The 25,731-nt window shown below is 61.9% G+C and carries 29 protein-coding genes and 1 tRNA gene; 6 read left to right on the plus strand and 24 right to left on the minus strand.

Annotated elements, in window-relative coordinates; translation table 11 throughout:
* The first annotated feature begins 141 nt into the window (after positions 1 to 141).
* Together VM554_12765 and VM554_12770 are read left to right on the plus strand one after the other, a co-directional pair.
* Positions 142 to 1,785, plus strand: a complete 1,644-nt coding sequence (locus VM554_12765; protein ID HVJ09246.1) for a carbohydrate porin — start codon at positions 142 to 144, stop codon at positions 1,783 to 1,785.
* A gap of 63 nt (positions 1,786 to 1,848) precedes the next feature.
* Positions 1,849 to 3,168 carry a sugar MFS transporter gene (locus VM554_12770; GenBank protein HVJ09247.1) on the plus strand — a complete coding sequence of 440 codons (1,320 nt, stop codon included), beginning with the start codon at positions 1,849 to 1,851 and terminating at the stop codon, positions 3,166 to 3,168.
* A 233-nt stretch (positions 3,169 to 3,401) separates the two neighbouring features.
* On the opposite strand, the gene VM554_12775 is transcribed toward VM554_12770, so the two are convergent.
* The 7 genes from VM554_12775 to VM554_12805 form a co-directional block, all read right to left on the minus strand.
* Positions 3,402 to 3,818, minus strand: coding sequence for a hypothetical protein (locus VM554_12775; GenBank protein HVJ09248.1), 417 nt, complete (start codon positions 3,816 to 3,818; stop codon positions 3,402 to 3,404).
* A 334-nt stretch (positions 3,819 to 4,152) separates the two neighbouring features.
* Positions 4,153 to 4,223: transfer RNA gene (locus VM554_12780), tRNA-Met, on the minus strand.
* Positions 4,224 to 4,329: 106 nt separating this feature from the next.
* Positions 4,330 to 4,521 carry a hypothetical protein gene (locus VM554_12785; GenBank protein HVJ09249.1) on the minus strand — a complete coding sequence of 64 codons (192 nt, stop codon included), beginning with the start codon at positions 4,519 to 4,521 and terminating at the stop codon, positions 4,330 to 4,332.
* Positions 4,522 to 4,536: 15 nt separating this feature from the next.
* Positions 4,537 to 4,845 carry a hypothetical protein gene (locus tag VM554_12790; protein HVJ09250.1) on the minus strand — a complete coding sequence of 103 codons (309 nt, stop codon included), beginning with the start codon at positions 4,843 to 4,845 and terminating at the stop codon, positions 4,537 to 4,539.
* Between the two features lie 250 nt (positions 4,846 to 5,095).
* Positions 5,096 to 5,488 (minus strand): hypothetical protein, encoded by a 393-nt coding sequence (locus VM554_12795; GenBank protein HVJ09251.1) that lies wholly within the window; start codon positions 5,486 to 5,488, stop codon positions 5,096 to 5,098.
* Between the two features lie 126 nt (positions 5,489 to 5,614).
* Positions 5,615 to 6,277 (minus strand): hypothetical protein, encoded by a 663-nt coding sequence (locus VM554_12800; protein HVJ09252.1) that lies wholly within the window; start codon positions 6,275 to 6,277, stop codon positions 5,615 to 5,617.
* A gap of 113 nt (positions 6,278 to 6,390) precedes the next feature.
* On the minus strand, positions 6,391 to 7,548 hold the full coding sequence (locus VM554_12805; GenBank protein ID HVJ09253.1) for a tyrosine-type recombinase/integrase: 1,158 nt from the start codon (positions 7,546 to 7,548) through the stop codon (positions 6,391 to 6,393).
* A gap of 186 nt (positions 7,549 to 7,734) precedes the next feature.
* Between VM554_12805 and VM554_12810 the strand changes: the two genes are divergently transcribed.
* From VM554_12810 to VM554_12825, 4 genes are all read left to right on the plus strand, one after another.
* Positions 7,735 to 7,896, plus strand: coding sequence for a hypothetical protein (locus VM554_12810; protein HVJ09254.1), 162 nt, complete (start codon positions 7,735 to 7,737; stop codon positions 7,894 to 7,896).
* A 162-nt stretch (positions 7,897 to 8,058) separates the two neighbouring features.
* Complete coding sequence (locus tag VM554_12815) at positions 8,059 to 8,241, plus strand: ribbon-helix-helix protein, CopG family (protein ID HVJ09255.1); 183 nt, start codon at positions 8,059 to 8,061, stop codon at positions 8,239 to 8,241.
* Between the two features lie 16 nt (positions 8,242 to 8,257).
* The gene (locus VM554_12820) at positions 8,258 to 8,758 is read left to right on the plus strand and encodes a zinc ribbon domain-containing protein (GenBank protein HVJ09256.1); all 501 of its coding nucleotides are present in this window, start codon (positions 8,258 to 8,260) and stop codon (positions 8,756 to 8,758) included.
* Positions 8,755 to 9,837, plus strand: coding sequence for an acyltransferase (locus VM554_12825; protein ID HVJ09257.1), 1,083 nt, complete (start codon positions 8,755 to 8,757; stop codon positions 9,835 to 9,837). The genes VM554_12820 and VM554_12825 overlap by 4 nt, the downstream gene beginning before the upstream one ends.
* Here the strand turns inward: VM554_12825 and VM554_12830 are convergent.
* The 17 genes from VM554_12830 to VM554_12910 form a co-directional block, all read right to left on the minus strand.
* Positions 9,719 to 11,137, minus strand: a complete 1,419-nt coding sequence (locus tag VM554_12830; protein HVJ09258.1) for a hypothetical protein — start codon at positions 11,135 to 11,137, stop codon at positions 9,719 to 9,721. The two genes, VM554_12825 and VM554_12830, sit on opposite strands and share 119 nt — an antisense overlap.
* On the minus strand, positions 11,138 to 14,173 hold the full coding sequence (locus VM554_12835) for a phage tail protein (protein HVJ09259.1): 3,036 nt from the start codon (positions 14,171 to 14,173) through the stop codon (positions 11,138 to 11,140).
* A gap of 9 nt (positions 14,174 to 14,182) precedes the next feature.
* A complete protein-coding gene (locus tag VM554_12840) occupies positions 14,183 to 14,581 on the minus strand; it encodes a hypothetical protein (GenBank protein HVJ09260.1) in 399 nt (132 codons plus the stop codon).
* A 61-nt stretch (positions 14,582 to 14,642) separates the two neighbouring features.
* The gene (locus VM554_12845) at positions 14,643 to 15,569 is read right to left on the minus strand and encodes a hypothetical protein (GenBank protein ID HVJ09261.1); all 927 of its coding nucleotides are present in this window, start codon (positions 15,567 to 15,569) and stop codon (positions 14,643 to 14,645) included.
* 31 nt (positions 15,570 to 15,600) lie between these two features.
* Complete coding sequence (locus VM554_12850) at positions 15,601 to 16,488, minus strand: hypothetical protein (GenBank protein ID HVJ09262.1); 888 nt, start codon at positions 16,486 to 16,488, stop codon at positions 15,601 to 15,603.
* Positions 16,485 to 19,088, minus strand: coding sequence for a hypothetical protein (locus VM554_12855; GenBank protein ID HVJ09263.1), 2,604 nt, complete (start codon positions 19,086 to 19,088; stop codon positions 16,485 to 16,487). The genes VM554_12850 and VM554_12855 overlap by 4 nt, the downstream gene beginning before the upstream one ends.
* Positions 19,078 to 19,413, minus strand: coding sequence for a hypothetical protein (locus tag VM554_12860; protein ID HVJ09264.1), 336 nt, complete (start codon positions 19,411 to 19,413; stop codon positions 19,078 to 19,080). The genes VM554_12855 and VM554_12860 overlap by 11 nt, the downstream gene beginning before the upstream one ends.
* 32 nt (positions 19,414 to 19,445) lie before the next feature.
* Positions 19,446 to 19,748 carry a hypothetical protein gene (locus VM554_12865; protein HVJ09265.1) on the minus strand — a complete coding sequence of 101 codons (303 nt, stop codon included), beginning with the start codon at positions 19,746 to 19,748 and terminating at the stop codon, positions 19,446 to 19,448.
* Between the two features lie 84 nt (positions 19,749 to 19,832).
* A complete protein-coding gene (locus tag VM554_12870) occupies positions 19,833 to 20,600 on the minus strand; it encodes a hypothetical protein (protein HVJ09266.1) in 768 nt (255 codons plus the stop codon).
* Positions 20,601 to 20,686: 86 nt separating this feature from the next.
* Entirely contained in the window at positions 20,687 to 21,163 is a 477-nt protein-coding gene (locus VM554_12875; protein HVJ09267.1) for a hypothetical protein, read from the minus strand.
* Positions 21,160 to 21,639 carry a hypothetical protein gene (locus VM554_12880; protein ID HVJ09268.1) on the minus strand — a complete coding sequence of 160 codons (480 nt, stop codon included), beginning with the start codon at positions 21,637 to 21,639 and terminating at the stop codon, positions 21,160 to 21,162. Before VM554_12880 ends, VM554_12875 begins: the two co-directional genes overlap by 4 nt.
* Complete coding sequence (locus VM554_12885; protein ID HVJ09269.1) at positions 21,636 to 22,277, minus strand: hypothetical protein; 642 nt, start codon at positions 22,275 to 22,277, stop codon at positions 21,636 to 21,638. The genes VM554_12880 and VM554_12885 overlap by 4 nt, the downstream gene beginning before the upstream one ends.
* Entirely contained in the window at positions 22,278 to 23,162 is an 885-nt protein-coding gene (locus VM554_12890) for a hypothetical protein (protein HVJ09270.1), read from the minus strand.
* Entirely contained in the window at positions 23,159 to 23,344 is a 186-nt protein-coding gene (locus VM554_12895; GenBank protein HVJ09271.1) for a hypothetical protein, read from the minus strand. The genes VM554_12890 and VM554_12895 overlap by 4 nt, the downstream gene beginning before the upstream one ends.
* A gap of 104 nt (positions 23,345 to 23,448) precedes the next feature.
* A complete protein-coding gene (locus VM554_12900; GenBank protein HVJ09272.1) occupies positions 23,449 to 23,694 on the minus strand; it encodes a hypothetical protein in 246 nt (81 codons plus the stop codon).
* 76 nt (positions 23,695 to 23,770) lie between these two features.
* Positions 23,771 to 24,253 (minus strand): hypothetical protein, encoded by a 483-nt coding sequence (locus tag VM554_12905; protein ID HVJ09273.1) that lies wholly within the window; start codon positions 24,251 to 24,253, stop codon positions 23,771 to 23,773.
* 83 nt (positions 24,254 to 24,336) lie between these two features.
* Complete coding sequence (locus VM554_12910) at positions 24,337 to 25,590, minus strand: phage major capsid protein (GenBank protein HVJ09274.1); 1,254 nt, start codon at positions 25,588 to 25,590, stop codon at positions 24,337 to 24,339.
* Positions 25,591 to 25,731: the final 141 nt, after the last annotated feature.

The raw sequence follows: 25,731 nt of genomic DNA on the forward strand, positions 1-25,731 counted from the left end.
TGCGCGAGGACGAAACCGGTCTGCTCCCAGTCAATCCGGCCACATTTGATCCCGCTGAACGAGCGATAGTAAGATCTTCCCTCCGACGGAGCGATTCCGGCCGTCCACTCGGTGGTCAAGTTTTCAAGCTGAGGACTCAAGGTGCTGGCAAACAGATTTCGGAGTCGAATCCGCAAATATCTTTGTCTCATCACGGGCGTTATCACAGCAGTTCTGCCCGCTGCAGCCCAGACCGCGCCCTCTCCCCCTACGGACGACGTAAAGCAGCAACTGCAAGACCTCAAGCAGCAATATGAGCAGGTCACGCGAGACTTTCAGCAGCGGATCTCCGCCCTGGAAGAGAAGATCAACCAACAGAGCGCAGCCACACAGAGCGCAGCCACCAGCCAGAAAGAAGCAGCGACCGTATCAACCAAAGACCTCGGCGCCCAGACCGCTAACACTACCCACAATGCCAAGACCCTGCTCGAAGAGTCCGCGCAGCTCGGACAAAAATATCAAGGAAAGTTGCCCTCCGAGCCTACCTACGACCTGCTCAACGAGGCCGAGAAGCAGATCGAGACGCTGCACGAGCAGGTCAGCAGCTTTGAGTTCCACGGATACCTGCGCTCCGGTGCAGGCACAAATGGCAGAGGCGGCCAGATGGTCGCATTCCAGGCTCCTGGAGCCGACGCGAAGTATCGCCTGGGAAACGAAGCAGAGACATATGGAGAGTGGATCTTCGTTAACAACTGGCTGAATGCGGAGCACGTTCCCGGACAGGCATGGTTCAAGACCGAAGTCATGCTGGAAACCAACACTACAAACTCCGACACCTACGCTAACTTTCCCAATTCCGCGGGGAACGACCAATTTCGCCTGCGCGAAGCCTTCGTCCGTGTCGGCGATCTCTTTGAGAGCCAGCCCAACGCGAAGTTTTGGGCGGGCGAAAGATACTACCGGCGTCAGCACATCGATATCAACGACTATTACAACCTCGACACGAGCGGTTACGGTGCCGGTGTGGAAGATTGGAACCTTCGGTTCGCCAAGTTGGCGGTAGCCTACCTGCATGGCGCCCGGCCCGACTTTACAACCGAGAACGGCACGTATGCCAAGCGGAACGTCGACGTCCGGCTCTACGATATAAAAACTCCTGCCGGACAATTCGGGGCATGGTTCGATTTCGCAACCGAGAAGGGTGGCGCCACACCCACAGGCGTTGTCATTCCCACTACAAACGGATTCGCTGTCGGGGCGCGTTTCCAAACCCTGGAGTGGCATGGTGGCTATGAGACTGCATCGATCCAGTACGCAAGGGGAGCCGCCAGCAACTTCAGCAGCTCGGTCGATGATCCATCCAGGTTCCAAAGAACCTCAGAAAGATTCCAGATCGTCAACCACTTCCTGATCCAGCCCAACGACAAATTTGCCATTCTGCCTGTCGTCATCTATCAGCGAACGGAGGACGGCAATGCGCAGCACTCCCCGCAACACTGGGTATCCCTCGGCGCACGGCCGGAGGTCTTCTTCAGCAAGTACTTCTCCCTTGCCTTTGAGGGAGGCTTTGACTATACCGACGGTTTCAACTCTGCGGCAGGCGGCCCCGTGAGCGGCTGGCTTCGCAAATACACCATTGCCCCCCAACTCGGAGCAGGCCGCAAATTTTTCAGCCGTCCGGTACTGCGCACCTTTTTAACCTATGCGGACTGGTCCGATGAGTTTCGCGGTCTGGTGGGCGGCGTTCCCTATAAAAACAGGACCAATGGGCTCAGCTACGGAGTACAGGCCGAGACGTGGTGGTAATGGGTCCTGGCGCAATTCGCGATCGAACAGGCCAGCACAGACAGCAGAAGGTGAGGTAGAAAGATGGCCGCTCCAGAAGCAGCATCCAACTCCGTTCGATCCGGCAACATTCAAGCTGCTGCCGCACCCATGCATCAAGGGCGCTCTTTAGCCATTGTTACCTCCCTGTTCTTTCTGTGGGGCTTCATCACCTCTTTGAACGACATCCTGGTTCCGCACCTGAAGTCGATCTTTGAGCTGAATTACACGCAGGTCATGCTGGTGCAATTCGCCTTCTTCTCGGCCTACTTTCTGTTCTCCTTACCGTGGGCCAGGGTGATTGATAAGATCGGCTATCAGCAAACCATGGTGGCTGGCCTGCTCACCATGGGTTTTGGCGCATTTCTGTTCATTCCCGCTGCTTCGGTTCCTTCGTTCCCCATGTTTCTGGTGGCGCTCCTGATCCTTGCTGCCGGAATCACCGGCCTCCAGGTAGCAGCCAATCCATATGTGATCGCACTCGGCAAACCCGAGACCGGATCCAGCCGGCTGACGCTGACCCAGGCCTTCAACTCGCTTGGCACAACCCTGGCGCCTAAGATCGGAGGACTGCTCATCCTGGGCACCGCGGTTCCCTTAGCCCTCGAGAAGCTGCGTGCGCTCACCCCCGCCGCACTGCACGCCTATCGCTTGCAGGAAGCTGCCACCATCAAGATGCCCTATATCTCGATCGGCATTGTGCTGGTGCTGCTCGGGCTTACGATCTCCCGGTTAAACCTGCCGAAGATTCCACACGCGCATCGCCCTGCCGGGGAGAAGGTTCCGGATTCGCTCTGGAAACACCCCAACCTCATCTTTGGGACGATTGGAATCTTTACCTATGTGGGCGCGGAGGTCTCTATCGGGAGCTTTCTCGTGAGCTACCTGGGCCAACCCAACATCGCTGGCTTTTCTCCGCCGGTCGCAGCAGGTTACGTCTCCTTCTACTGGGGCGGCGCGATGGTGGGGCGCTTCATTGGCGCGGGGCTGCTGCAGCGCGTCAAGACAAGGTATCTACTCGCGACCTGTACGGTCTGCACCACCGTGCTGGTCGTCACTTCCATGCTGTCCAGCGGACACCTGGCGATGTGGACCCTGCTCGCCGTTGGCCTGTTCAACTCCATCATGTTCCCGAGCATCTTCACTCTGGGCGTGGCAGAGCTCGGGCCGCTGACGGGAGCCGGGTCCGGCGTCATGAATATGGCGATCGTCGGCGGAGCCATCGTTCCAGTGATTCAGGGAGCGATCGCAGACCGTATCGGCATTCATCACGCCTTCTTCGTCGCGTTGCTCTGCTATCTGTACATCTTCTTCTACGCCACCAGAGAATCCAAACCGAATAGCGAACGGCACGCCAAGGCCTAGCTGTGGAGGCAATCGACCTGCGGTAGTCTGTGCGCGCGACATTTCTCCTCCACGCTCCTGTTGTCATCCTGAGCGCAGCGAAGGATCTGCTCCATCCTGCCGCCGCTGCTGGCGGATCAAGATCCTGACAGCCTACAGGAGGCCAGCTACAGGGAGTCAGCCAGATCTACTCTCTGTCGTGTCTTCGGGGGATACTTTGGTGGCGGTCGAGGTTCTGAAAGAAGCCCGGTAAACTATTTGTTGTTCACATACTGAGATATCACCTTGTCGGCAAAACTGAAGATGCCATCGACGCATCCCGATGTAGTGTTCTTCCCGCACAGTCCTACACGCTGTCCAAGGAAAGCGGAGTGATACAGGATCACTTCGGATACCGCAATTTGTACTGCTCCCCCAGGATCCGCATTGTCGTCGAGCGTGATGATACTAATCTTCGGATATATCTTCTCGTTCTCCTCAGAATCCCGTCTTTCCTCATACCGGGAACTCGCTGCGATGCGGTCTCGCAAGTAGCTGAGGGAGGCTTCAGCGATCATCCCGTGGCATTCACAGGCGACGATAATCCCTTGTCGGGAAGCAGGTTGCGAATGAAGATTGGCAGGGAAAGAAAACAGAATTAAGGCGCAGGCAAACAGAGTCGTTTTTGGCATTGCGCTTCCTCCTAAGAAAAGTGGGCGGAGAAACCTGCCCACCATACCAACGCGGTAATGCCTAGTCGATCAGTACGCCCGCCTGGGCCCAGACGCGTGATCGCCATATGCTGGCAGTGGAACCAAAAGCCTCGAGGCCTCGTTCCACTGCCACTTGGATGGCGCTCCCGACATCGGTGCAGCGGGATTTCCATTCCTACGCGGCCGCGGGCGGGGTCGACCTACGGGAACGCCGCTGACCTACGGGACGGTGCCCGTAGTTCAAGGCTCGATGGCCCCCACATATCGGGGGTCACGCCGTGAGATCTACAACCTGTTGGATTTCAATTCGGTGTGGTGGCGGTGGACAGAATCGAACTGTCGACCTACGGGTTATGAGTCCGTCGCTCTAACGAGCCATACCGTGGGTCAGCACCTGGATGCACAACGACTGAATTGAAACCGAATCTGAAGTTCTCGAAAACCATACTCGCGATTTTTTTACTGCGCAAGCACTATTTTAGAAAAAAATCTAGAGCGGGCTGCGCGGGTTGCGTGCTCCGCAGTGGGGGCAGGGTTTGCGGCGCTCGCGGGCGCTCAGGGGAGCCAGGCAGCCGACGCAGGGCACGAGGTTGCGCGGCTTGCGGGGGATGCGCTTAGCAAACTCGGCCCGGATCAGCGCGTCGGGGATCGTGGTGAGATCCCATTCAGGGGTGTATTTCATGCTTACGCTTCTCCTCTAGAATGGGCTGCACGTGTTGCGCGCTCCGCAGTGGGGACAGCGGAGGTCTCTGTCGTTCAGTGGGGCCTGGCAGCCTGGGCAGGGCTGTTGATCCCACGGCACATTAGAGGATCTATCGCCATCAGCCACGCGCATAAAGACCTCGTCGTCCGCCGAATAGATCACGTCGAAGATACTCGCGGCGGCTCGTATCCATTTCGTGCGGTCGTCAATTCCCCACGCTGTTTCAGGCTGTGGAAGAGTCTTGAGCAAGCCTTCAATGAAGGGGTGTAACGTGGTGCTCTCGCGCTTTTCATCGTTGCTCATGGTTCATCCCTGCGAATCTGCGCCGGGGTTACCTACCCGGCCCCGGCTACCACGCCGGAGGCACCGCTTGCCCGAGGATGGGCACGGCGGAGACTAAGATTCCTAACTGAGGCGGAGTCTGACAATCCTAATCTTGGCGAATTCTTCGGCGCGTGGCCAGTCTGGGGAGACATAAATACTTTCCGAGTGAGCGCCGATTATCTCATTTCACGATGAAAAATCTCGCGCGGTTGCCGCGCTTGTCACGTTATTAAACCCAGTTCTCCGGGTCCGCCATGAAATCCTCGGATTCCGCGGCCTGCCTATCCTCATCCGCCATAAACTCAGCGAATTCCGCAGCCTGCCTATCCGCACGGCGCTCTTCGTCCTCGTCCTCTACAACCTGCATATAGGAGCGAGCCGCGAGCCTAGCCGCCTCCCGCCTCGCATACGCGTCCGCCCATTGCTCCTCTGTAAACGGGTTATACGAGTGCGAACCCTCTAGCCTGCCGCCAGCATAGGGGCAGTTGAGTGCGGAATCTAGCGATACATGGTGATGCCCGCACGTCCCGTGTCGTTCAACCCCGATCTCCACCCCATCAACCAGGAACCATCCAGACAGTTTGCTCCTGCGTACCCACGTATATGTTTCTGCGCGTGTCATTGTCGTTCTCCTCTGCAGGGGTTGCGGCGGCCTTGTACATCCCCGCTGACGCGGGGAACATGTCCATATTGTGCCTGTCAGTAACGACTCAACCGGTTCATCCCCGCACGGCGGGGAACGTGGTGATTATACATCCTCGTCGATGTCGAGTTCGCCATGATCTGTGATTGTCCAGACTGGAACTCGTCCGGTACTCTCCAGCACCGCTTTCGCTAACCGTTCACTCATCCGGCGCAGTTTAGCAGCAGAGCCGTAGGCCGCCTCAGAGTCTCCGCTAATGCGGAGACAGTCGATCATGTCTACGATGCCGCCACCGTGAGCCTCGTACTGGCCGTCAACCCGCATAGATACGATGCGTGCGTCAATTTTGGAATCCCGCACAGCATCTAGGACCGTGTCTCCGACGCCGTAGATGATCCCGTCGGCGTAGACTGCGTACCACTGCGGGTGCATTGCTGCGACTGCCCGCTTAACGCATTCGTGTCCATAGCGGAGGGAGTCCACTTTTTCCTCGAGCGTGAACTGCGAGGACCGGGCGAATACCAACAGGCCACGGTACACCTCCTCGACTTTGCGGCCATCTATATCGGTCCAGCGCGCGACGTACTGCTCCCCATCAAGCAACGTCTGGATTGTCATTCCGTACACCTCGGGATGCTGGATTTTGTATTCACGAATTGCGAGGATGGCCTGTTCGGCCTGCTCGACCGTGATCGATTTCACCACCTCGATAGGACTCTTGGTCTCTTGTTCCCAGTACCGGATTGTGTAGCTGATCGTGTGTTCCATGTCATTTCTCCTCTGCGGTTGGTCCGCTTGCTTCTCAACAACAATTGCGAGATTAGGCGCACATAGCCCACGTGTCAAGAGGAAAATGCAAAAAAATGAAAATAATTTTGGGCTTATTTTTGGGCGGAAAAATTCGCGACGCGGACCGGCGCGGGCCGGACGGGAGATGGAGCGAATCCCTGGTACGGGTTCGGCTGGCTGGGGGCCTCGGGCGCGAGGCGATGGAATCCATTCGCGTGCTCCATCCAGCGCCGTTGCGCCGCCGAGGAGATATGCGTGTAGTGGCGGCGCATTTTCTCGCTCACGTGTCCCGCCCGCGCCATGATGATGTCGATCGGCACGCCCGCCTCAGCCAGGCGCGTGATCGCCGTATGCCGGCAGTCATAGCACCGGAACCAGGTGAGCCGCGAGGTAGAGCGCACCTCGTTCCATTGCCGTTTGATGCCGCTCTCGGACATCGGCGCGGTGGGATCCCAGTCGATCGACGAGTTGCGCCGGGGAAACAGATAGTGCCCCATGTCTCTCGCGCCCAGCATCCGCGCCCGCTCCAGCAGCCGCTCCAGCGCCCAGAGCACGTCCGCGCCCACCAACTCGATGGTGCGCGCGCGATGGATGTTTTTCGCGCTCTTGCGCGGGACGACGAGGACGCGCTGAAACAGATTGACGTCGCCCAGGCGCAGGCCGCGCAGCTCGTCGGTACTCATGCAGGTGGAAAACGCAAGCAGCGAATACCAGTAGACGATATCCCAGCGGGTCTGCAGGCGGCTGACGTCGAGCCAGTGCTGCTGCTCCTCCGGCGTCAGCGCGCGCGGAATATCCTGCTCGTCATCGTCGATCAGCGTGTGCATCTCGTAGATCTCGCGCATCTGATCGGTCCAGCAGTCGACCTGCTGCAGCAGGTGGATCAGCAGGCCCAGCTCCTGCCGCACTTTTTTCGCTTTGGCCGGGCAGGAGGTTTTCCCCCTGGCTGGAACCTCCACGCCGCCCACCCGGCGCGGCTTCGCATCCTGCGGCCGGCGATAGCGAATGAACGGCTCCGCACCGCGCACGCGCGCCTGTTGATAGGCAATGATGTTCTCCATGCCGATCTCGCCGAGTTGCATGCCGCCGAAAAAGAGAGTGAGGGACGCGATGTATTGCCCGTAATCCTCCGCTGTCCTCTCCCGTATATACCGCGCGGACAGGGCACCTGGCCGTACATCGGTGATGGACCGCGACTGCAGCCAGCACTGGGCCGCAACCTCAAACAACGAACCAGCAGAAATCGACATCAGCAATTGAGCCCGCAATTCCCCACACAGGGGACAATCGATGTGCCCCGGCGTGTGCCGTTTGGATTCGTCTAATTGAGCGCGATCATATGCAGCCATGCGACACCTGTCGAGTACCCTTTGGTACTCTAAGAGACGCCGATGAGGTGTCTCTTAGATACACAACGCTGCCAATAGCATGGCCACATGACCAAAATGCAGCACACCACCCTGCGGCTCAGCAGCGTCCAGATCCGCCAGGTCAACCAGCTCGCGCAGAAGCTGCAGCTCGATCGCGCCAACGTCATCCGACTCGCCATTGCACGCCTGGCCGAGGCCGAAGGCATTGTGATTCCGCACCGCTCCTGAGATGACCTGCCGGCAAACTACCCACGTATCTACTTCGCCAACAAAAATGCAGCGCAGGTAACATGTACCCCCTTTTGCACTGGATTGCAATACATTTCCGATATTTTTTCTTGCGCAGCGGAGGAGGATTGACTACATTGGGTGTCCCAACAGGAGACACACATGGCGGCAGGCGAGCAAAAAACACCATCCAAACGAAACGAACGGGCGCAGGCGCGCACTATCAGCCTGCGACTGCAGGGACCGCAGCTGGCCGCGCTCGATCGCCGCGCGGAGCGCATGGGCATGACGCGCAGCGCCGTGATCCAGATGGCGCTGGCGTTGTTTTTGCAGAAGGAGTTATAGAGAGAGGAGCTGCAGGATGGGCGCGACTACGGGCAGGATGATCCGGTGTTCGGCGTGCGGTGCGGAGGTGGCTCCAGGCACGGAGTATTGCAGCGGCTGCGGCCTGAGACTCGCCGCCTATGCGGTGCCGGTGGTGGCGCGGCAGCGAAGAGGTCTGCCGATCCTGCTCTGGATCGCCATCTTTGCCGCCGGGCTCTACTGCCTGAGCTACTTCCTATATCAATCGGATGAGCATGCCCATGAGGCGCATCGTGCGGCGCTGCTGGTAGCCCTGCACGATGGCTCGCTGGCCACGCCGGAGGCATTCCAGCGGAGCTGCGGCCAGGCCGACGCGATCGCCACAACGCCGCTGCGGCAGGGGCCTGTCCTGGAGTATCGCGGGCTCAATCTGGCGGTGGCATTTTCCGGCCGCGATGTACTGTTCGCCGATCGCGATCGCCTGCTGACCCGCTCGCATCCGATCTGGCTGCCGGCGGACAATAGCGCGATCGAGCCGCACTGCTCCACATCGCGATGAATCGCATCCCCACTCTCGACGGCTGGCGTGGCGTCGCCATTCTGCTGGTGCTGATCGATCACGCGATCTGGGGAATTACCGGAGCAAACCCACTCGGGCGAGTGAGCCAGCACGGAGTTGCAATTTTTTTCGTCCTGAGCGGCTACCTCATCACCTCGCGATTCTGCGAGGAGTTCGACAGGACAGGCAAGCTCGATCTTGGGCGCTTCTATGCACGCCGATTCTTCCGCCTCATGCCCGCTGCGTGGCTCTATCTCGCAATCGTCGGCGTGGTCCTTCTCAGCCAGGGATTTTTCTATACGCGGCGCGAACTGCTCGGCAGCCTGCTATTTTTTCGCAATTTCATCTACAACGAGGGAACCAGCCTCACCGGCCATTTCTGGTCCCTCTCACTCGAGGAGCAGTTTTACCTGACCTGGCCAGCGGTTTTGCTGTTCGCAGGATTCAAGCGTGCGCGCTGGATCGCCGGCGCAGCGATTGTGCTGCTGGTCGCCTATCGTTTCAGCCAGCGCGACACGCTGCTGGCACTGCCGCTGTGGGCGACGTTTCGCACCCAATTTCGCGCGGATGGATTGCTGATCGGATGCCTCGCCGCGCTTCTCCTGCCGGGCCTGTCGAGGCGGTTTCAACCATGGATGATATGGCCGCTCCTGCTCGCATTCGGATTCTGCCTGCATCGCTACGATCAGATTATCCCTGCCGGCGAGTCTCTCATCATCGCGCTCCTGCTGCATGCGACCACGCTGTTTCCACAGACCATCGCGGCCCGGCTTCTCAGCTGGAGAGCGCTGACCTTTCTCGGCGCGATCTCCTATTCGCTCTACCTGTGGCAGCAGCTCTTTCTCCTCACGCGAGTGACGCATCCCCTCGATAGCCTGGTCCCGATCGCGCTGCTCTTCGCGATCGCAATTCTCAGCCATTTCTACCTGGAGCTGCCATTGATCCGCCTCGGGAAAAACCTCAGCCCTTCGCGAGCATCACGATGCTCATCTCCGCGCTCGTCGTACTCAGCGACGAGTCCGCATAGGCGTACATCTCGATCGTCGAGCCCTGCGATAGGTGAACCACCCGCACGTTGATCGAGCCATTGCGTTTCACAGCCGTGACGAACCACGAGAACCACGAGCCGTCGACCGCCGTGGAGTTTGCTCCCTGCCCGTAGCTCACGCCCGATGTCGCGTTATCGACAATGCGCAGCTTCGTCGTAATCATGTAGGTGCCGGAGATCGGAATCGTATATTGATTCGTCGAGGAGTTCCATCCATTATTGTTATCCGCGACGACCGTCCCAAACGTAATTTTGCTGAACGCATTCGAGACCGATTGCGTGCTGCTATCCGTCACATCCAGCACCACCGATTGCGGCACGCCGATCATCACCACGACTGCCTGAAAATAGCCAGTGCCTGGCGAGCTATAACTGAAGTTAGGCGAGACCGTTCCATTGCTGGTGGCAGCTTCCAGGTAGAGACAGCCCGAAGCCCCCGCCCCGTCGTTTGCCGTTTTCTGCAGCGTGCCGCGATCGACCGTATCGGTCGAGGCACCGCGATTCATCGTGAAATACAAAATGGAACTGCCGGAGGATACGGAGGCACTCGGACCCGCGACCGGAGAGGTGAACGCCCCTCCAAATTGAGCGACGTATGCGTTGTTGAACGCTACAGTGCCGGCGCTGATATACGCGGCGAGCGCCACCACTCCCTCTCCCGATCCGATGAACGTCGCGGTGACCGATCCCGCGGTGATGTCGCTCGCACTCAGGATTTTGTACGCGACAAATCCATTGACGTAGGACAACCCGGATTCCTGACTCGCGAACGTCCACGGAGATCCGGACAGAGAACTCAGGCTCTGCCAGTGGCCACCGCAACACACAATGAAATCGCCGGCCAGCGCTCCCGACGGGAGAGAAACCGCGACGGAGGTGGTGGTCGTCGTGGCGATCGCAGTCCCGCGCAGCGTCGGAATGGTGCTGCCACCACCACCACCGCCCGTTCCATTTGCCGCCGCAGTGACGCGCCCCTTGGCGTCCACCGTGATATTCGCGCTCGTGTAGCTGCCAGCAACTACTCCCGAGGAGGCAAGGGTCGCCGCGGCGCTTCCAGGCCCGCTGGCCGTGACGTCGCCCGTCAGCGCAGTAATCGCGTTGCCTGTCGCTGCGCTGATTTTGCCAGTAGCGTCGACGGTGATGGTGGATCCATCGGGCTGGACCGCGCCCAGAGCCACAGCGGTAGCCGCAGGCACGTTCGCGGAGGTTGGGTTAACCGGCCAGCCGGTAGCAGGATCGGTGCCCGTGCTCGTGCCCTTTTGCCAGCGCACATTCACCGCGGCCGCCGGCGCTGCCGGCGTGGTGTTGTTCAGATTTACGATCTCCGACATTTATGCTCCGTTGACCTGGAAGCCCTGGCCGCCGCCGCCGGCACTGGCGGCCGCGCCCGTGGGCGTGTAGCTGTACACGACGACATCGGCGAGCGATTGCAGGCCGCCGCCAAAGGAATTAAAGCTGCAGATTTTAAACTTGAGAGTCTTGCCGATCCAGGTTGGATCCATCGTCAATTTCAGCAGCCCGCTGCCATCCGGAGAGAGGAACGCGAACCGGCTGCCCAGCGGATGGTCGACTCCGGCGCCCGTCGCAGGCGCGGCATAGACTGCGCGGCGGAGCTTGTTCCCCGTCCCCGTCGCCTGCAGCGTGTATTTGTTGGCCGCGGTCAGCGTGGCCGCGGCATAGCTCATCAGCTCGTACGCGATGGCATAGGATCCCCCGCCCGCGATATAGCAAGGGTAGAGAAAATTGTCCTCGTCGCTCACCTGGTAGCTGAGCAGCGTTCCCGCCGACTCGGTGAGATCGAGCGCGAGATTGTTCACCGTATCTGGATCGGCGGCCGCGGGCCAGTCGGCAGTGCTCACGCCGGTGATCGCGCTCGCCGTCAGTGGATCGCCGACCGGGTTGTAGGAGCTGCCCCCATCGGTCGACAGAAACACCTGGGCGCCGCCGTAGTTCGCCGCCGGCGACGAGACCGCCAGCCAGAGCTGCGCCTGGGCGGCGTTGCCATAGAGCCGCGGCACCGGCTCGAAAATCACCGGGGCATTCACGTTGCCGGCGCTGGCATTGGTGTCCACCGTGTTCTGCGTGGGCGTGGTGGCCGCGAGCAGATCGGGAGAGCACATGCCATAGACGAAGGGCTCCGCCTCGCAGCGCAGCGATCCATCCTGTTCCTCGGCCGTGCTGGTGATCCGCACCGGCACCTGGACGATGGATGCCGCGCGATCGGTGACCGTGACCAGATCCATGGGCGCGAGCAGCGACCACCTGGAGTTGACCGTAAACACATAGGTATCGCCGCCGAACTGTTTGCGCCGCGCCTGGATTGCCAGCAGTTTGCGCGCGATCGCGGCATCCTGCACCGCATTGTTCACCACCGGATCCGCCTTGCGCACGCCATAGAGCGCGATGGCCGCGGCCTCCGGCTGCTGCACCACGACGGGCGCATAGTTCGCCGCGCGGGAGATGCATTGCATCTGCAGCACATTGGGCTCATCGATGCGCGAGACGGTGGTGAGCTGGACGGGCGGCCCGCTGCCGACGAAATCGCCATTGTCGGCATCGAGCGCGGCGACCGGCCCGGAGGCCGTGGGCGCGGTATAGTTTGCGCCGTTGCCCGCCGTCGACTGCTCCGCGTAGGGAAACGAATACAGTTTGCTGCCGAGATAAACGGGCGCGGCATTGGCGGCGGCATAGAGCGTTTTGAGCCACTCACCGGCCGCCTGCTGCGCGTTCATCAGCAGCGAGCCCCAGAGCCCGTAGGCGCGGCACTGCCGGCGCACACTGTCGAGCGAGGGCAGGTCGAGGAAATCGCCCAGCGGCCGCGGCCCAGGCGCAGGATCGACCGCTTTGAAGGCGAGCATGCAGATGCCATCGGGCGCGCGCGCGCCGGGCTCGACAAACGTATAGCTGCCGCCGCTGCGCACCTGGCGCTGATGAATATGCTGTCCGCTGGCGGGCATCTGCCCGGAGAAATTGACCCGCGTCAGACAATCCCACTGCGCGACCACGGGATTGGTGATGATTGTTCCGCCGCCGTTCTGATAGAGTCCGATGGCGAGCAGGTAGGCCGGCAGATCCTGCAGGTTGGTCGTCGTCCCCGTCACCCGCGCTGCGCTGCCCACCGCGACCGAATCCAGAGTATCGACTCCCGCCACCTCGAGCAGCGTGGTGCTCCAGCTGTAGCTCTGCCCGGTGACGGTGACGGTGTTCGCGCCCGAGGCCGCGCATTTGGCGTACCACACCTGGTAGCCTGGCGTGCCGGAAAACACCGGCGTCCAGACGTTGCCCGCGGTATCGCTGATGCTCATCGCACCCACGCCGCCGTTGGCGATGACGACGAGAAAATTTCCCGCAGTATTCGGCTGGTTGTAGGGGATCGGCGCGAGGGTGAACGCCTCCGTGCTGGTCTCCGATTTCTGCTGCACGCATCCCGGCAGGTCGTAGCAGGAGAGCCCGCGTTCGAGCGGCGTATAGGCCGTGCCGGAGCCGATCGCGGCCTGGGTGATGCCGCTCTTGACCACATCCTCGATGATGTCGGCGAAATCGCAATCCCCGCTGGGGTAGATGCCGAACTTGCCCCGCACCTCGCAGAGCAGATGCGGAATCGCGGCGCTCGATCCGAGGTCGAGACTCGAGCTGCCCATGCCGGCAAACTGGGGATAGACGATCTGCTGCGCCGCCAGGCCCGCATCGGAATATTCCGTCCCCGAGCCGAGCTGGCTCTCAAACGCCAGGCGCAGGCGCTGCTGCGGCGGCTGGTAGCTGGTCGCCGCTTTGAGCCGCGCATAGTAGATGTTGATGTTGCCGGTCACGAACGCGCCGCCGGCGTCATATTGCAGGGTCGCGCCATAGCTCGGCTGCCAGCGATAGCAGTGCGGCCAGTAGCGGAATGCGGCATTGAACGTGGGATCGGGGCCCTGCTCCAGCTCGTTCCACATCGGGATTTCGTAACTGCCGGTGAGCGTGACGCTGCCCTGACCGCCGTAATCGTTGAACGTGACGTTATAGGTCACCGTGCGCGTGACCGCGATGACTGCGTAGAAATGCGCGTCGCTCACCGTCCACGAGCTGCCGCTCTGCACCGCGAAATCGAGCGGATAGAGATGGCCATTCGACCACATCTGCAGCACGCCCATGAGCGGGTTGTGCCCAATGCAGAAATCGACATTCTCGACGTAGGCCGTGATCCCCTTTTTCATTTGTTTCAGTTTTTTCGTGCTGCCGCCGCGGCGCAGGTTGGCCGCCCAGATGGCGAGCAACGCCGATTGCGTCTGCCCATAGATCTGCGGGATGGTGCTGCCGTAGGTGGAGGACTGCAGCAGCGAGCCCAGCGCGGTGGGACGGGTGGTGGATTGCGATTTTCCCTGCATAGTGTCTGCCTAGCCGAACGGGTTGAACACGTCCATCTCGCGATAGCCGGTGAGCGGATGCTGCGTCAGATCGGTCTCCTGCACGCGATCGTCGGCGGCATGGATGCCGAGCGGCCATGCGGTGACGATCGCGCCGTGGTTGTGGATCCTGCTGCCCGCCACGCGGAACAAAACCAGGTCGCCGGGCCGAGGCTGGGCATCGCCACGGCAGAGCGTCTCCGCCACCTGGCGCGCGTGCCGCATCAGCCGCAACAGATAACGCTCGCTGCTGGCGTGACAGAACCAGTCGTGACTGTAGATGCCAAGATCCTGTAAATCCTCCGCCGCGGCCGCGCCGATCTCGATCAGGTATTCGGCGAGCAGCGTGGCGCAATCGCATCCAGCGCCGCGTACACGGCCCCGCAGCACGTAGGGCGTGCCAATCCATGCCCGCGCACACACGATGGCCTCTGCGCGGCACTGCGGCGTATCAGACAGCGGTCTGTGGACTGGGCACATAGGGGAATCCGTAGTAGCTCTCATCGCCGAGGTTGATGGGCGCCGCCTTCGAGACGTAGAACGTATCCACGCCGGGCGTAGGCGGCCAGGGGAGCGGCGAATAGATCGTGAATGCGGAGTGGCTGTTGCTCGAGCCGTCGGTATATCTCCCGTTGCCGCCGATCGCCGACCAGGCCCCGGCAAGCGTCGCGCCGGGCCCGTCGAGAAACACCATGTAGCCGTGCTGGAACTGGTTGCCGGAATAAATTTTGTTGGCTGTCGGCGTCAGGCAGTCGGCATAGATCTGGTTGACCGTCGAGCCGGTAAAACATTTGAAAACCGGCAGCGAGGGATCGCCCGGCACCCGCGATGCGCCTGCATAGGCGGCGAGCGGATTGGTGACCTCGACGACGGTGGAGGGAATTTTCTGCGTCACCACATTGAGGAAACTCTTGAGGCGGAAAACGAGTTGGCCGCGATCGACGATGCAGGTATCCACCCGGCCGCCGAACCAGTCGGCGCAGCCCAGCGTATTCGCGTCCCCTGGCGCCGGCATGAATGCGCGGAACAGATGTACCGGCCAGTTATCATAAATGTGCAGCCTGGCGCGTTGCCGAGGCGATGCGGTGGCCATGCTGGCGGTCGCGGTGGCGGAGCCCGGCGACCAGGTGACCTCCAACTGCTGCACCTCGAGGCCGATTTTGGCGGTCACGCCGCCGCGCGAGACCACCGCCGGCTGAAACGTGCCCCAGGGAGAATAGAGCACCGGCGCCTCGTGATTCGTGAGCCAGATGGAGCGCGGATCCTCCGGCGCGCCGATGAGATAGAGATCGCGCAGCAACAGCTTGTTGTTCGTCGCGAGATAATTTTTCACCGCGGCCGTGTTGTCCTGGCCGGTGCCGCCGATTACTGTACGCATCGCATCCTTTCATCCTGAGCGCAGCGACGAATCAGAGCGCGCTGGGCCGCGACTGCTGCAACCGGATCTTGCCCGAGCCCTTGCCTGCCGCGGATCCGCCGATCGTCCAAAACTGATTGGAGAATTTCTCCATATCCTGCGCATCGCTCGCGAAGCGCACACGGAAATAAAAATTAAATTGCGCCGTCACTGGCGCGGCCGGTCCGGGATTATAGCCCTGATCCGTCCAGGTAACGGTGCCGTCGGTGGTGGTTCCTCCGGCATCGTTCCAGCTGGGCGCCGTGCTGCCGGTCGTGCCCGCCGTGGTCACCTTCTGCAGATGCCCGGCGGGGTCGAGGATCTGATAGCCCAGCGCCCGCGCTGCTCCCGCGCTCCACCCCGGCGGCGAGGGCCATTTAATCACCAGCCCCATGTAGGAAGCGCCGGGCAGCGCCAGCCCCGGCCCCTGCACGGTATACGAGGAGGAGGATTGCAGCACGCCGTTGCAATACACGGTGAGCGCGCCATTGAGGTCCGTGACGTCCTCGTAGAATAGCCCGCCCAGAGTGCGCTGCACTGGCGAATAGTAGTTGCCCACACCATCGTTGACGAGCTGCAGCTGTGCCAGCGGCGTATTCGGCGCGCCCGCCAGCATCGCCGGGCCCACCGAGTTGTCGTCGGGATCGAGAAACAGGAAATCGGCTGCCTGCCCGCCGTGGTAGAGAAAAAAGTCCTCGAGCGTGCGCAGCTCGCTGACTGTAAAACTCCCCGCCGGCCAGTCGCGGAGAAAATCATAGACCAGCTCCCAGCTCCATTGCGGATTGACCGTCTGCGGCAGGCGCACCTCGTATTTATTGGGCGCGGCCTGCACCAGGGTATCGAACTGCACCGTGCGCAACACCGGCAGCGTGAGCCCCGGCAGCGTGGGAAATATTTTCATGCGAGTGCCCCGGCGCGATAGCCCTCGCGCACAATGCTGAGGATGTCGTCGGCATGGGCGCGCAATGTGCCACGCATCCCGCTGCGATCGTAGGCATTCACCTGCCCGTTGTAGTGCAGGTTGACTGTAGTGCTCTTGTGCTGCGAGCTGCTGGACTGGTTGACCAGCGACTCGAAATTCTGCGTCTGCGTCGGCGTCAGCACACGTTCGCCCGCTTTCGCCAGCACCGGCACATGCATGCCGCCGCCGGCAGTCACCACGCCGCCGCGGTCGAACATGGCCATCGGCATATAGGCGAGAGTCATGGCGGCCTGCGCCGCGGCCATGGCCGGGGCGATCGGCGGATTGATGGCCGACCAATAGGCCATGGCGCCGGCGGCCGCGACGCCCGCATCGCCGGTCACCGTGGCCGCATTGCTGGCCGCCACGGCGGCGTGCTTCCTGGCCCGGCCGGAGACCTCAAGCACCTCATCCATCACCCACATCTCGGCTTTTTTCAGCAGCCATTGCAGCACAAAATCGGCAAGGCCGGTGAGAATCGAATTGAACATCCGGGCAAATCCCTGGGCCAGCGACTGCGTGCCCTGCATCATGCCCTGCAGCACGTTGCGGAATCCCGCATTGATCTGCTGGAACGACTGCTGCCATTTTTTCTGCTGCTGATCCTGCATCTGCTGCTGTTGCTGTTGCAATTGCTGATCGAGCTGCAGCATCTGGCGATCGTGCTGCCGACGCAGCTCCAGTTGCTTGTTCAGATCCTGCTGGTAGCGCGCGCCGTCGGCCACATCGAGCACAGCCTCCGCCTGCAGCGCCTGCATGCGGATCTGAAACTCCTGCTGCGCGGCCTGGCGGAGGATGGCGAGGCGCTGCTCCGCCGTCATGCGATGCATTTTGACCTCGAAAGCACTGTCGGCCTCGAGGTCCCTGTAGTTCTCCTGCGCGATGCGGCCCTCCTCCTCGCGCGCGCCGCGATAGATCTCGACGCCCCTGCGGGCGACCTCCTCATTCGCGCGAATCTCGCGCTCGCCGGCCTGGATGAATTCGTCAACATCGCTGTTGACCTTGGGCTGCGTAGTCTCGATCCGCGGCGGCTCTTTGCCTGCCCTGGCCGCCCTTGCCGTTTTCTCTTTCCTCCCTTTGTCCTCGGGATGCAGATCCGAATCGAGAGTGTTTTCGATTTTCTTGCGCTCGGGGCGCGCGTCCGGAACAAAATTTTTATAGACACCCTGCCAATCACTGGCGATGTCCTTGAATCCCGCCTTCCAGGTGTCGACGAAATTATCCTTGAGCGCCGCCGTATCCGCCTGGATCGCGGAAAAATTCCCCGTAATCGCGTCATAGAACAGCTTGCCCACGCCCCCCAGGGCACGGGCATTCGCCACGATGATGGTTGCGATTCCCTCGAATACGGTGCGGAACGTAGCCTCGGCGAGATGCAGCGTGCCCACGATCCCCATGACCGCATCTTCCGCATGCTCGAGCACCGGGATCATCCCGTGGCGGAACTCGGCCGACAGCCGCGCGGTATCCTGCGTCCAACGGCGCGAGGCTTCGATGCTCTCCTCGGTGATGCCCGTCAGCTCGGCGGCCTTTCGGGTATCGTCGGCGAGCGCTGCACCCTCCTCCATCAGCACCGGGATGAGCGCCATGCCTCCCCGGCCGAAGAGCAGCCGAGCGGCGTGGGCGCGAGTGGCAGCATCGCCGGTACTGGCCATGCCCGCGGCCACCTTCTCCAGCAGCTCCTGCGGACGCGAGTTGCGCACCTCTTCGATCGAAACCCCGATCTCGTGAAATCCCTCGGCGGTCTTCTTGTTGCCGGTCGCTGCCTCGACGCGCGCAACGTTGAGCTTGACCAGTCCGGTGGCGACCGCATCCCAATCGCCGCCCATCTCCTTCACGATCTGCTGCAGCCCGGCCAGCGGCCCCACGGCGATCCCGGTTTTGGTGGCGAGGTGGTCCAGCTCCACGTTGACCTTGGCCAACTCGTCGAGAAAATGCGTGGCAAACCCGACGGTCATGCCAGCGCCCAGCAGCGAGCCCAGCCCGGCAAAACCAGCAGTCATGCCTGCGCCGGAGAGTTTGGCCGTCTCCGCCGCCTCGATCATGCGCTCTTTAACCACCGTCGTGGCCTCGGAGACGCCGGCGGTCAGCCGCTCGAACGCGGCCAGCACGCCAGTGGTTGCGACCACCTCCTCGGCGGCAGCCTGGGTCACAGAAGCGGCCTCGGCCTGTTTGGCCGCGGCAACCTCGGCAGCTGCGGCGGTCACCTTCTGCTGAGCGGCCGCCAGCAACGCGCTCGATTGCACGCCGCCCATCGCGCCATCGCGGGTGAGAATCATCGCCCGCCGCAGATCCTGCATGGCGGCGGCCTGCGCCTTGGTGGCCTCGGCCACGCGCAGCGATTCCTTGGAGATATTCAGCGCGGACGCTTTCACGTCCTCACTGAGACCGCGAAACGCAGCCTTCGCTTTGGTGCTGGCCTGCTCGAAGGACACAGCCATGCCATTGGCCGCGGTCCTGGTGATCTCCTGGACACTGGCCATTCCGTCGTTGATTGCGCCGACATCGACGGTCGCGCCGATTGCGAGATTAGCCCCCATTCTGCCTCCCCTTCCCTCGCAGCCTGTCCTGCTGCTCGTCTGCCCACTGCGCCATCTCACGCAATTCCGGCGGCATGGATTGTTGCGCGAATCCTGGTCCCATCTGCTGAACGGCCAGCAGCTGGTCGCGCGCCTGGTCCTCGCTCACCGGCTGCCGCTTGCGCTCGCCGAGATAGCGCAGCGCAAGGATGACGTGGGTGGGCGGCTCCTCGATCCAATAATCGAGCAGCTCGAAAATATTGACGACCGGCTCCTCATCGATCGCCGACGGCAGGCAACCGAGAGCGGTGGCGACGCGGCCATAGACCCAGCGCCAGTCGGCCACCGCCGCGGTCCTCCTCTGCGTGCCGCCGGCGCCTATTCCCCCTCGGAGACCGGAGCCATGCCGGAGGCCGACTGCACCGCCCGTATCGCAAGCTGAAACGTGTGCAGGTCGAGCCACTCGGCGAGCTGCTCATCGGTCACCTCGGGATAGTTGCGGCGCACGGCCAGGCCGATGATGGGGATGTAGGCATCGAACGTTGCGAGCGCATCCTGCGGCTGCTCATCCGCGCGGGTGAGCGTGGCATATTGCGCGCGAAAATCGCGGGTCGAGAGAGAGGGGATGTAATAGTTCTGCCCGTTCATATAGACGGGCACGCCGAGATATTTCAATTTCATGGATGCAGCTCCTCGAGATAGAAACACACAATGAGCCGCGGCTGGTTGGCGCGCGGCTCATCTTTTGCGGGGGGGGGTAACTGTTTAGTTGACGTCGGCGTAGATGGCGCCCACGGCTCCGGTGACATCGGCCGAGGCGTCGAACGTGATATCGGCCATCCAGAAATCCTCCTGTTTCGTGGGAATGCTGATCGATCCCATGGTGCAGGAGTTGAGCTGCAGGGCAAAATATTTGGTGCGGAACACGTTGTACAACAGCGCGCTGAACTCGGGCGCATATCCCATGAGCTGGCTCGTGAGATTGATGGTCACACCATTGGTTGCGTCGGAATAGAGATAGCTGAGCAGCACCGCCGAGGCTGTCTCTGCGGCATTGAACGTGTAGCTGGCCGCGGTGGGCGTGCCGCCCGTGGTGGCCTGCACAAACGTGTATTGTCCGACGAGGGGCGCCGTGGCCACCCGGATCATATTCAACCCGGTGTCCTTGTTGATGACGCCGTAATCGGTCAGCAGCGATCCAGCAACGGCTTTCGTGGGCGCGATGGTCGCCGCCGGCACGTGCGATTCCAGATCGACGATGCGCTGCACCCCGGCCGCCGAGGCGAGGCCGAAATAGAGCTGGTTCATCATCGTGGGATCGAGCGTCGCAATCTTTCCTTTGCAGGTGACGTCGATCTTGCCGCGCGCCTTGGCGGCCGCGAACTGGTTTTGCCCGTAGAGCTTCTTCAAATCCGCCTTGAATTCGACCTGCACCTCCTGCAGAATGCCGAACCTCTGCGGCGTGGGATTGGTGGCGGTGTTGCCGGCGTTGGGGTTGCCAAAGAGCACCCCGGAACCAAACTGCAGGTTCATAGCTGTCTCCTCCTGGCGCTCTCTGTAGCGCGGTTATAGCGCTCGCGAGAGCGCGGTTGTGGTTGTGGGGTTTGCGGTGAGCGAGATTACGGCACGAGAATTTTGAGAGGCAGGATGGCCGCGGCCTGCGCGCCGAAAATGCCGGGATCGAGGCTGGTCTCGCCCTCGATCCAGCAGTGCGAGAACCGGCCGCCCAGGGTGAACACTCCATCCACCAGGTTGTCCGGCTGCAACGCGTCATCGATCGCCTTGAGCATGGCGTTGAGCTGCGTAGCTGCGAGCGTCGTCTCCTGGCCGACATCCTCGTCGACCACCGGAGCCTGGCAGTATAGAATGATGTAGCCCTCGAGCATCAGCCGAGTCGGCACGCCGCGCGGTTTGGGCAGGTGCTGCTCTTTCGTCTGGATGAGAAACAATGCAGGTTGCTCGGCGATGCCCAGATCCGGCGGCGGCTTGTGTTTACGCCCTATGCTCACGAACATCCCCGCCGGCAATTTGCTCTGGAACCAGGCGAAGAGCGCGGCCCACAGCGCCTCGCGATCGACACTCTGATAGGGATTCATTCGGCGATGGCCTCCGCAACCGCATCCGCGAGGATCTGCAGGATCGAGTCCTGATATTTCTGGAGCGCGGGATTCATAAATGGCCGCGCCCTGACCTGGAACGCCGCATGGCCATGGCTATAGAGGCTCTCCGCATCCGGCTCGGCAAACTCGAAGATTTTGCCCTCGACCGCGGGAACATTCGTGCCCTCCTCCATCCAGAGGCCGACGTGTTTCATACCCACATCGGCGGTGACGTTGCCGCGCAGGATCAGCGGCGTCTCGCTCACCCAGGGACTGCGCACGATCGCCCCTTTCAGCTCGCCGGAGCGATTCTGGATGCCCGCCTCGGCCATCTCCTCGACCGCCGCGCCGGCGAGGCCAGCCATGGCCCGCTGCATGCCATCGCGGAGCGATGCCAGGATCCGCTGGCGCACCGCGTCGATATGCTCGACAGCCTGGTCGACGCTCTCCGGCTCTACTACGAGGCCGATCATCGCTGCGGCCTCTGCACCCGCGATTGCATGCGGGCCTGCTGCTCATCGCGGCGGCGGTTGACCGAGGGCAGGCAGCGGCGATAGCGCTCGATCACGGAGAGCGTAGTCGGCGGAGCGTCCACCTGCTCCACCTGCACATCCTCGCCCTCCGTGCTGCGGCGGCGAACGGTGCCGGTATTGGGCCGCCCCTTGTAGCGGTAGACGACCCAATCGATGACCGCCTGCTCGATATCCGCGGGCACGGTGGCGTAGCCCGCGCTATAGCTGATCGCAATCGGCGCGCCGTCGGTAAACGTCTGGCCGATGAGGTACAGCTGATAGATGCGCTCCGGATCGATGTCCTGATCGATGTAATAGCCGGGTGCCATCTTGTCAATGCTGGCGGGAACCGCGACACCATTGATTTTGAGCGTAGCGACGGCCACGATCGGCCAGTGCCAGAGCGTGATCCGCGTGGCTCCGTCGCCCATGTGCACCTCGCTGTAGCTGGTCTCCAGCAGATCCGGGCGCAGCGTGGCGCGCAGAAAATCCTGACTGCAGGAGCTGATGAGGCGGGTGAGCAGCGCGTCATCGCTCACCGTGGTGGTGGCGATCGGCGCCCAGCCCTTGACGTTCGCGAGTGTGGTCAGATCTGCCATTTATGCCACCTGGTTCCGGTAGGGTTCGAGGAAATTCGCGACGACGCGCGGCAGCTGCAGATCCTCCGCTCCGCCGTGGTCGTAATAGAACTCGACCAGCATTTTGACTGCGGACAGAATCGGCCGGGGCACAGGATCCCCCAGCCATGCGGTCACGCCACTCACCGTGGTAGAGCCCGCGGCCGCCAGGGTTGCGTTGCCATTGCTGTCGACGCTCGCGATATTGGTCACCAGGGTTGCGCCGGCAGGTCCCGCGCCCGGAATCGAGACGGCCAGCCCGCGATCGCCGGGGAGCAGTGGCGCATCCGCCGGATTGAATTTGTATCCCGGTATGGTCAGCGCCGCCGATCCCGCCGCCAGCGAAACCGCGAGCGGGCCGCCATAGCCGCAGCGAAACTGCACCAGTACATTGCTGGGCACCATGCGCGTCGGCGGCCAGGGCCGCGCCCAGGCAGAGAGCAGGCGTCCCGGCTGCGTCTCACTGCCGCGCTCCAGTTGATAGCCATATTGCAGCCCACCATTCCCGTAGGTCGTGTCCAGCAGCAGATCCTGCACCGCGCCGAACGTGTCGACGTAGCGCACAAACTCGATCGACTGCACCGGCGGCTGCGGCAGATCGATCTGCGGATAGCCTCTCCAGTTGTAGCGCGAGGGCGTTCCGGGGAAACCATCGAGGCGCAGCAGCCAGGTCTGCGTGAGGAATGCTCGCCGGCAGTGGTTCTCGCAGGCGACGCGCGCGGCAACGATAAATCCGCGCAACTTGTCGGCGAGGATCTCACTGGCGAGCCGGTCAGAATCCTCGACGGGGCCGAAACCGAGCTGCAGTTTGACCTCGGCGAGCGTGACCGGCTCCGCGGCCGGTGGCGTGATGAGGACGAGGCTCATTTCAATTTCCTGCGTTTCGCGGCGGGCGGCGGTTGCAGCGGTTGGGGCTGCGCCTCAGCTGCAGGCGCAGGCTCAGCATACGGATCCTCGGCGCGGCCGGCGGCCAGCAGCGCCAGCCCGACATCCGAGGGAAATTCGCGGATCTGGCCCGCGTAGTAACCATCTAATTCGCGCAGAAACATGGGAAACTCCAGAGCCTGATTGTTTCGGGGAAAAGAAAGGCGGGGCAAGACTGCAGCCCCGCCTTTGCGCGGAAAATCACACACTTCAACTCCCGCGAGCTGCGTTAACTCGCGGGAACCTCCGTGAAATCCAGGTAGAGATATAACCCAACCAGCTTCTCGAAAAACTCGGCAGCAGCGGGGTTGGTGATCGTCAATTCGCATGCGCCTGATGGCGTCGAATTGGAAAAACTCTCGTTCTCAGGGGTGTGTTCGTCACCCTTGTAAACGGCGTATAGCTTTACGACCGTAGTGCCGTAGTTGTCTTTCAAAATCTGGCCCACACAGAACTTCGCTCGTACACGTTCCATCGTCCTTCTCCATTCCCGTCGTAATTCCCAAAAAGAAAGGCGGGGCAAAACTGCAGCCCCGCCTTTGCGCGGAAAATCAGGCCGTTGCCGTGGGGTTCTGGTCGCCGGCAAACCGCAGGCCGGAGAGGATTGCCACAGCACTGGCGATGCAAGAGTTGACGCCGTTGGCGAGTGCCAACTGCACATATTTCAGTCCGGCAGGCAGCGCGTCGGCATCGACCTCGATGACGTAGAAAATGCCGTCGTTGGGAGAGGGCACGAAACCCGCAGCGGGGACCGGCGTGCGCGTGGTGAGCACGTCGTTCGCGGCGCCGGCGGTCTCCTGCTTAAACACGTCGAACGGGATCGCCGTAGGATTGCTGCCGAGGTTGTCGGAGCAGGCGTTGAGGGTTACGGCGCCGGGCGCGGCTGCGCTGACGCCGATCTGCAGCAGAATGGAGGCATGGCCGGCCAGGGCCATGGAAAACGGCTGACCGGTTTTGCCGCCGGTGATATCGACCGGGGGCAGAACATTGACCACGTGCCCCGACTGGGCAACATAAAATCCCTTTGCGCTCATGGATCATTTTCCTTTCCGGGCCCGCAGGCCCAGGACGAAAGAGCTAGGGCGGTGCGAAGCAACCGCGCCGCCCTAGCGGTGGATTACGACAGGGCGACGAAGGGCGCCAGAGTGTTGGCGCCGTTCTTCGGCGTGAGGGGTTTTTTCCAGGCAGCCTGACCATCGAGGCGCGCCTTCCAGCGGAAAGCGGCCTGATCGGTGAGGAACTGCACGTGGATCGAGGTATCCATCTGCACGCCGCTGCGCCGCGCGAGATAGTACTGGCTGAGATCGGCCAGCACGATGTCGCCGCTGGTTCCGGAGGTAGCGGCATATTCCACCGGGATCACCGGACGGCCCATCATGACGCCATAGTTGGAGTTGTTGCCCCGCTCGCCGGGCGCAGTGTAGAGCAGCTCCACTGCCGTGCCCGAGCCGCGGGTGAGGTTCCAGAGCAGATCCTCAACATCCTGGTTGATAAACCAGCAGGCATTTTTCCGCGAGGGAGCCCAGCAGCGTTTCCACATGGCGAAAATATCGGTGTTGACCACCGTGCCGCCGGTAGTGCGGTTGAGTTTGAGCAGCGCGCCCGATTTGGTATAGCCAAGCGGCATGCCCGCGCCGGTGCCGTTGACAATCGCATCATCGATGCGGAAGGCGAACTCCAGCGGGACAACCTTGTCCACATACGAGGCGAACGCTGCAGCATCGGAGAGCTGCTCATCCGTCGCATACGTGATCGCGATGAGTTTTTTCGCGATGAACTCCATCTGGCGGAACTTGGGCTGCGAGGCGGTGTAGGGCTGCGATTCTCCCAGCCAGAACGACTGGATGCCGCCCCAGCGGCTGCCATCGGCGCGGCTGTCCTCGTCGACCGCATTGACCACCAGGCGATTACTCGTCGTCATCGGCTGGTCAAAGCAGCGCTGCGCCAATTCCGAGGCATCGTAGGCACGCTGCCAGACGCCGGGAGCGAACTCCGGAGCGATCAGGAAACCGCCCTCGGCGTCCACTGACTCGTTGCCACCCAACCCGGCGGCCATCAGCCGCGGATCGAGCTGCGCCCCCTTGCTGACCGAGTGCTGGCGCACTGCCTGCAGCTGCTCAGCGAGCGAGGCCCAGGGCCGTTTGCTGGCCTCGGGCGCGCTGACCTCGATAGCCGGCGAGTTGCGCTCGAGATCGAGCAGCGCCTCCTGCGAGGCGATCTTGCCCTGCAGGGTGGTGCACTCCGCGATCAGAGCATCGAACTCCTTCTGCTCATCCGCGGTGAGGATGCGATTCTCTTTTTCGGCCAGGGCATTCAGAGCGTTGGCTTTCGCACGCGCGTCTGCAAGCTGCTGCCGCAGTTTTTTCAACATTGCGTTCTCCTTTTAGGGTTGTGTCGGGTGGGACTGCTGTGCGCTGCGGCAGGCTGCCATCGGGCAGGTTTGCATGCGCGATGCGGGATGGCGTCGGCCTCCCCGGAAAATGTTTGGATCTGAGCGGTAAAGCAGGTCCTC

This window comes from Acidisarcina sp. (assembly GCA_035539175.1).
Taxonomy (GTDB): Bacteria; Acidobacteriota; Terriglobia; order Terriglobales; family Acidobacteriaceae; genus JANXZS01.

Coding starts and splice junctions, on each gene's coding strand:
- VM554_12770 (HVJ09247.1), top strand. CDS start 1,849: ATGGCCGCTCCAGAAGCAGCATCCAACTCCGTTCGATCCGGCAACATT.
- VM554_12775 (HVJ09248.1), bottom strand. CDS start 3,818: ATGCCAAAAACGACTCTGTTTGCCTGCGCCTTAATTCTGTTTTCTTTC.
- VM554_12785 (HVJ09249.1), bottom strand. CDS start 4,521: ATGAAATACACCCCTGAATGGGATCTCACCACGATCCCCGACGCGCTG.
- VM554_12790 (HVJ09250.1), bottom strand. CDS start 4,845: ATGAGCAACGATGAAAAGCGCGAGAGCACCACGTTACACCCCTTCATT.
- VM554_12795 (HVJ09251.1), bottom strand. CDS start 5,488: ATGACACGCGCAGAAACATATACGTGGGTACGCAGGAGCAAACTGTCT.
- VM554_12800 (HVJ09252.1), bottom strand. CDS start 6,277: ATGGAACACACGATCAGCTACACAATCCGGTACTGGGAACAAGAGACC.
- VM554_12805 (HVJ09253.1), bottom strand. CDS start 7,548: ATGTCGATTTCTGCTGGTTCGTTGTTTGAGGTTGCGGCCCAGTGCTGG.
- VM554_12810 (HVJ09254.1), top strand. CDS start 7,735: ATGACCAAAATGCAGCACACCACCCTGCGGCTCAGCAGCGTCCAGATC.
- VM554_12815 (HVJ09255.1), top strand. CDS start 8,059: ATGGCGGCAGGCGAGCAAAAAACACCATCCAAACGAAACGAACGGGCG.
- VM554_12820 (HVJ09256.1), top strand. CDS start 8,258: ATGGGCGCGACTACGGGCAGGATGATCCGGTGTTCGGCGTGCGGTGCG.
- VM554_12825 (HVJ09257.1), top strand. CDS start 8,755: ATGAATCGCATCCCCACTCTCGACGGCTGGCGTGGCGTCGCCATTCTG.
- VM554_12830 (HVJ09258.1), bottom strand. CDS start 11,137: ATGTCGGAGATCGTAAATCTGAACAACACCACGCCGGCAGCGCCGGCG.
- VM554_12835 (HVJ09259.1), bottom strand. CDS start 14,173: ATGCAGGGAAAATCGCAATCCACCACCCGTCCCACCGCGCTGGGCTCG.
- VM554_12845 (HVJ09261.1), bottom strand. CDS start 15,569: ATGCGTACAGTAATCGGCGGCACCGGCCAGGACAACACGGCCGCGGTG.
- VM554_12850 (HVJ09262.1), bottom strand. CDS start 16,488: ATGAAAATATTTCCCACGCTGCCGGGGCTCACGCTGCCGGTGTTGCGC.
- VM554_12855 (HVJ09263.1), bottom strand. CDS start 19,088: ATGGGGGCTAATCTCGCAATCGGCGCGACCGTCGATGTCGGCGCAATC.
- VM554_12865 (HVJ09265.1), bottom strand. CDS start 19,748: ATGAAATTGAAATATCTCGGCGTGCCCGTCTATATGAACGGGCAGAAC.
- VM554_12870 (HVJ09266.1), bottom strand. CDS start 20,600: ATGAACCTGCAGTTTGGTTCCGGGGTGCTCTTTGGCAACCCCAACGCC.
- VM554_12875 (HVJ09267.1), bottom strand. CDS start 21,163: ATGAATCCCTATCAGAGTGTCGATCGCGAGGCGCTGTGGGCCGCGCTC.
- VM554_12880 (HVJ09268.1), bottom strand. CDS start 21,639: ATGATCGGCCTCGTAGTAGAGCCGGAGAGCGTCGACCAGGCTGTCGAG.
- VM554_12885 (HVJ09269.1), bottom strand. CDS start 22,277: ATGGCAGATCTGACCACACTCGCGAACGTCAAGGGCTGGGCGCCGATC.
- VM554_12890 (HVJ09270.1), bottom strand. CDS start 23,162: ATGAGCCTCGTCCTCATCACGCCACCGGCCGCGGAGCCGGTCACGCTC.
- VM554_12895 (HVJ09271.1), bottom strand. CDS start 23,344: ATGTTTCTGCGCGAATTAGATGGTTACTACGCGGGCCAGATCCGCGAA.
- VM554_12900 (HVJ09272.1), bottom strand. CDS start 23,694: ATGGAACGTGTACGAGCGAAGTTCTGTGTGGGCCAGATTTTGAAAGAC.
- VM554_12905 (HVJ09273.1), bottom strand. CDS start 24,253: ATGAGCGCAAAGGGATTTTATGTTGCCCAGTCGGGGCACGTGGTCAAT.
- VM554_12910 (HVJ09274.1), bottom strand. CDS start 25,590: ATGTTGAAAAAACTGCGGCAGCAGCTTGCAGACGCGCGTGCGAAAGCC.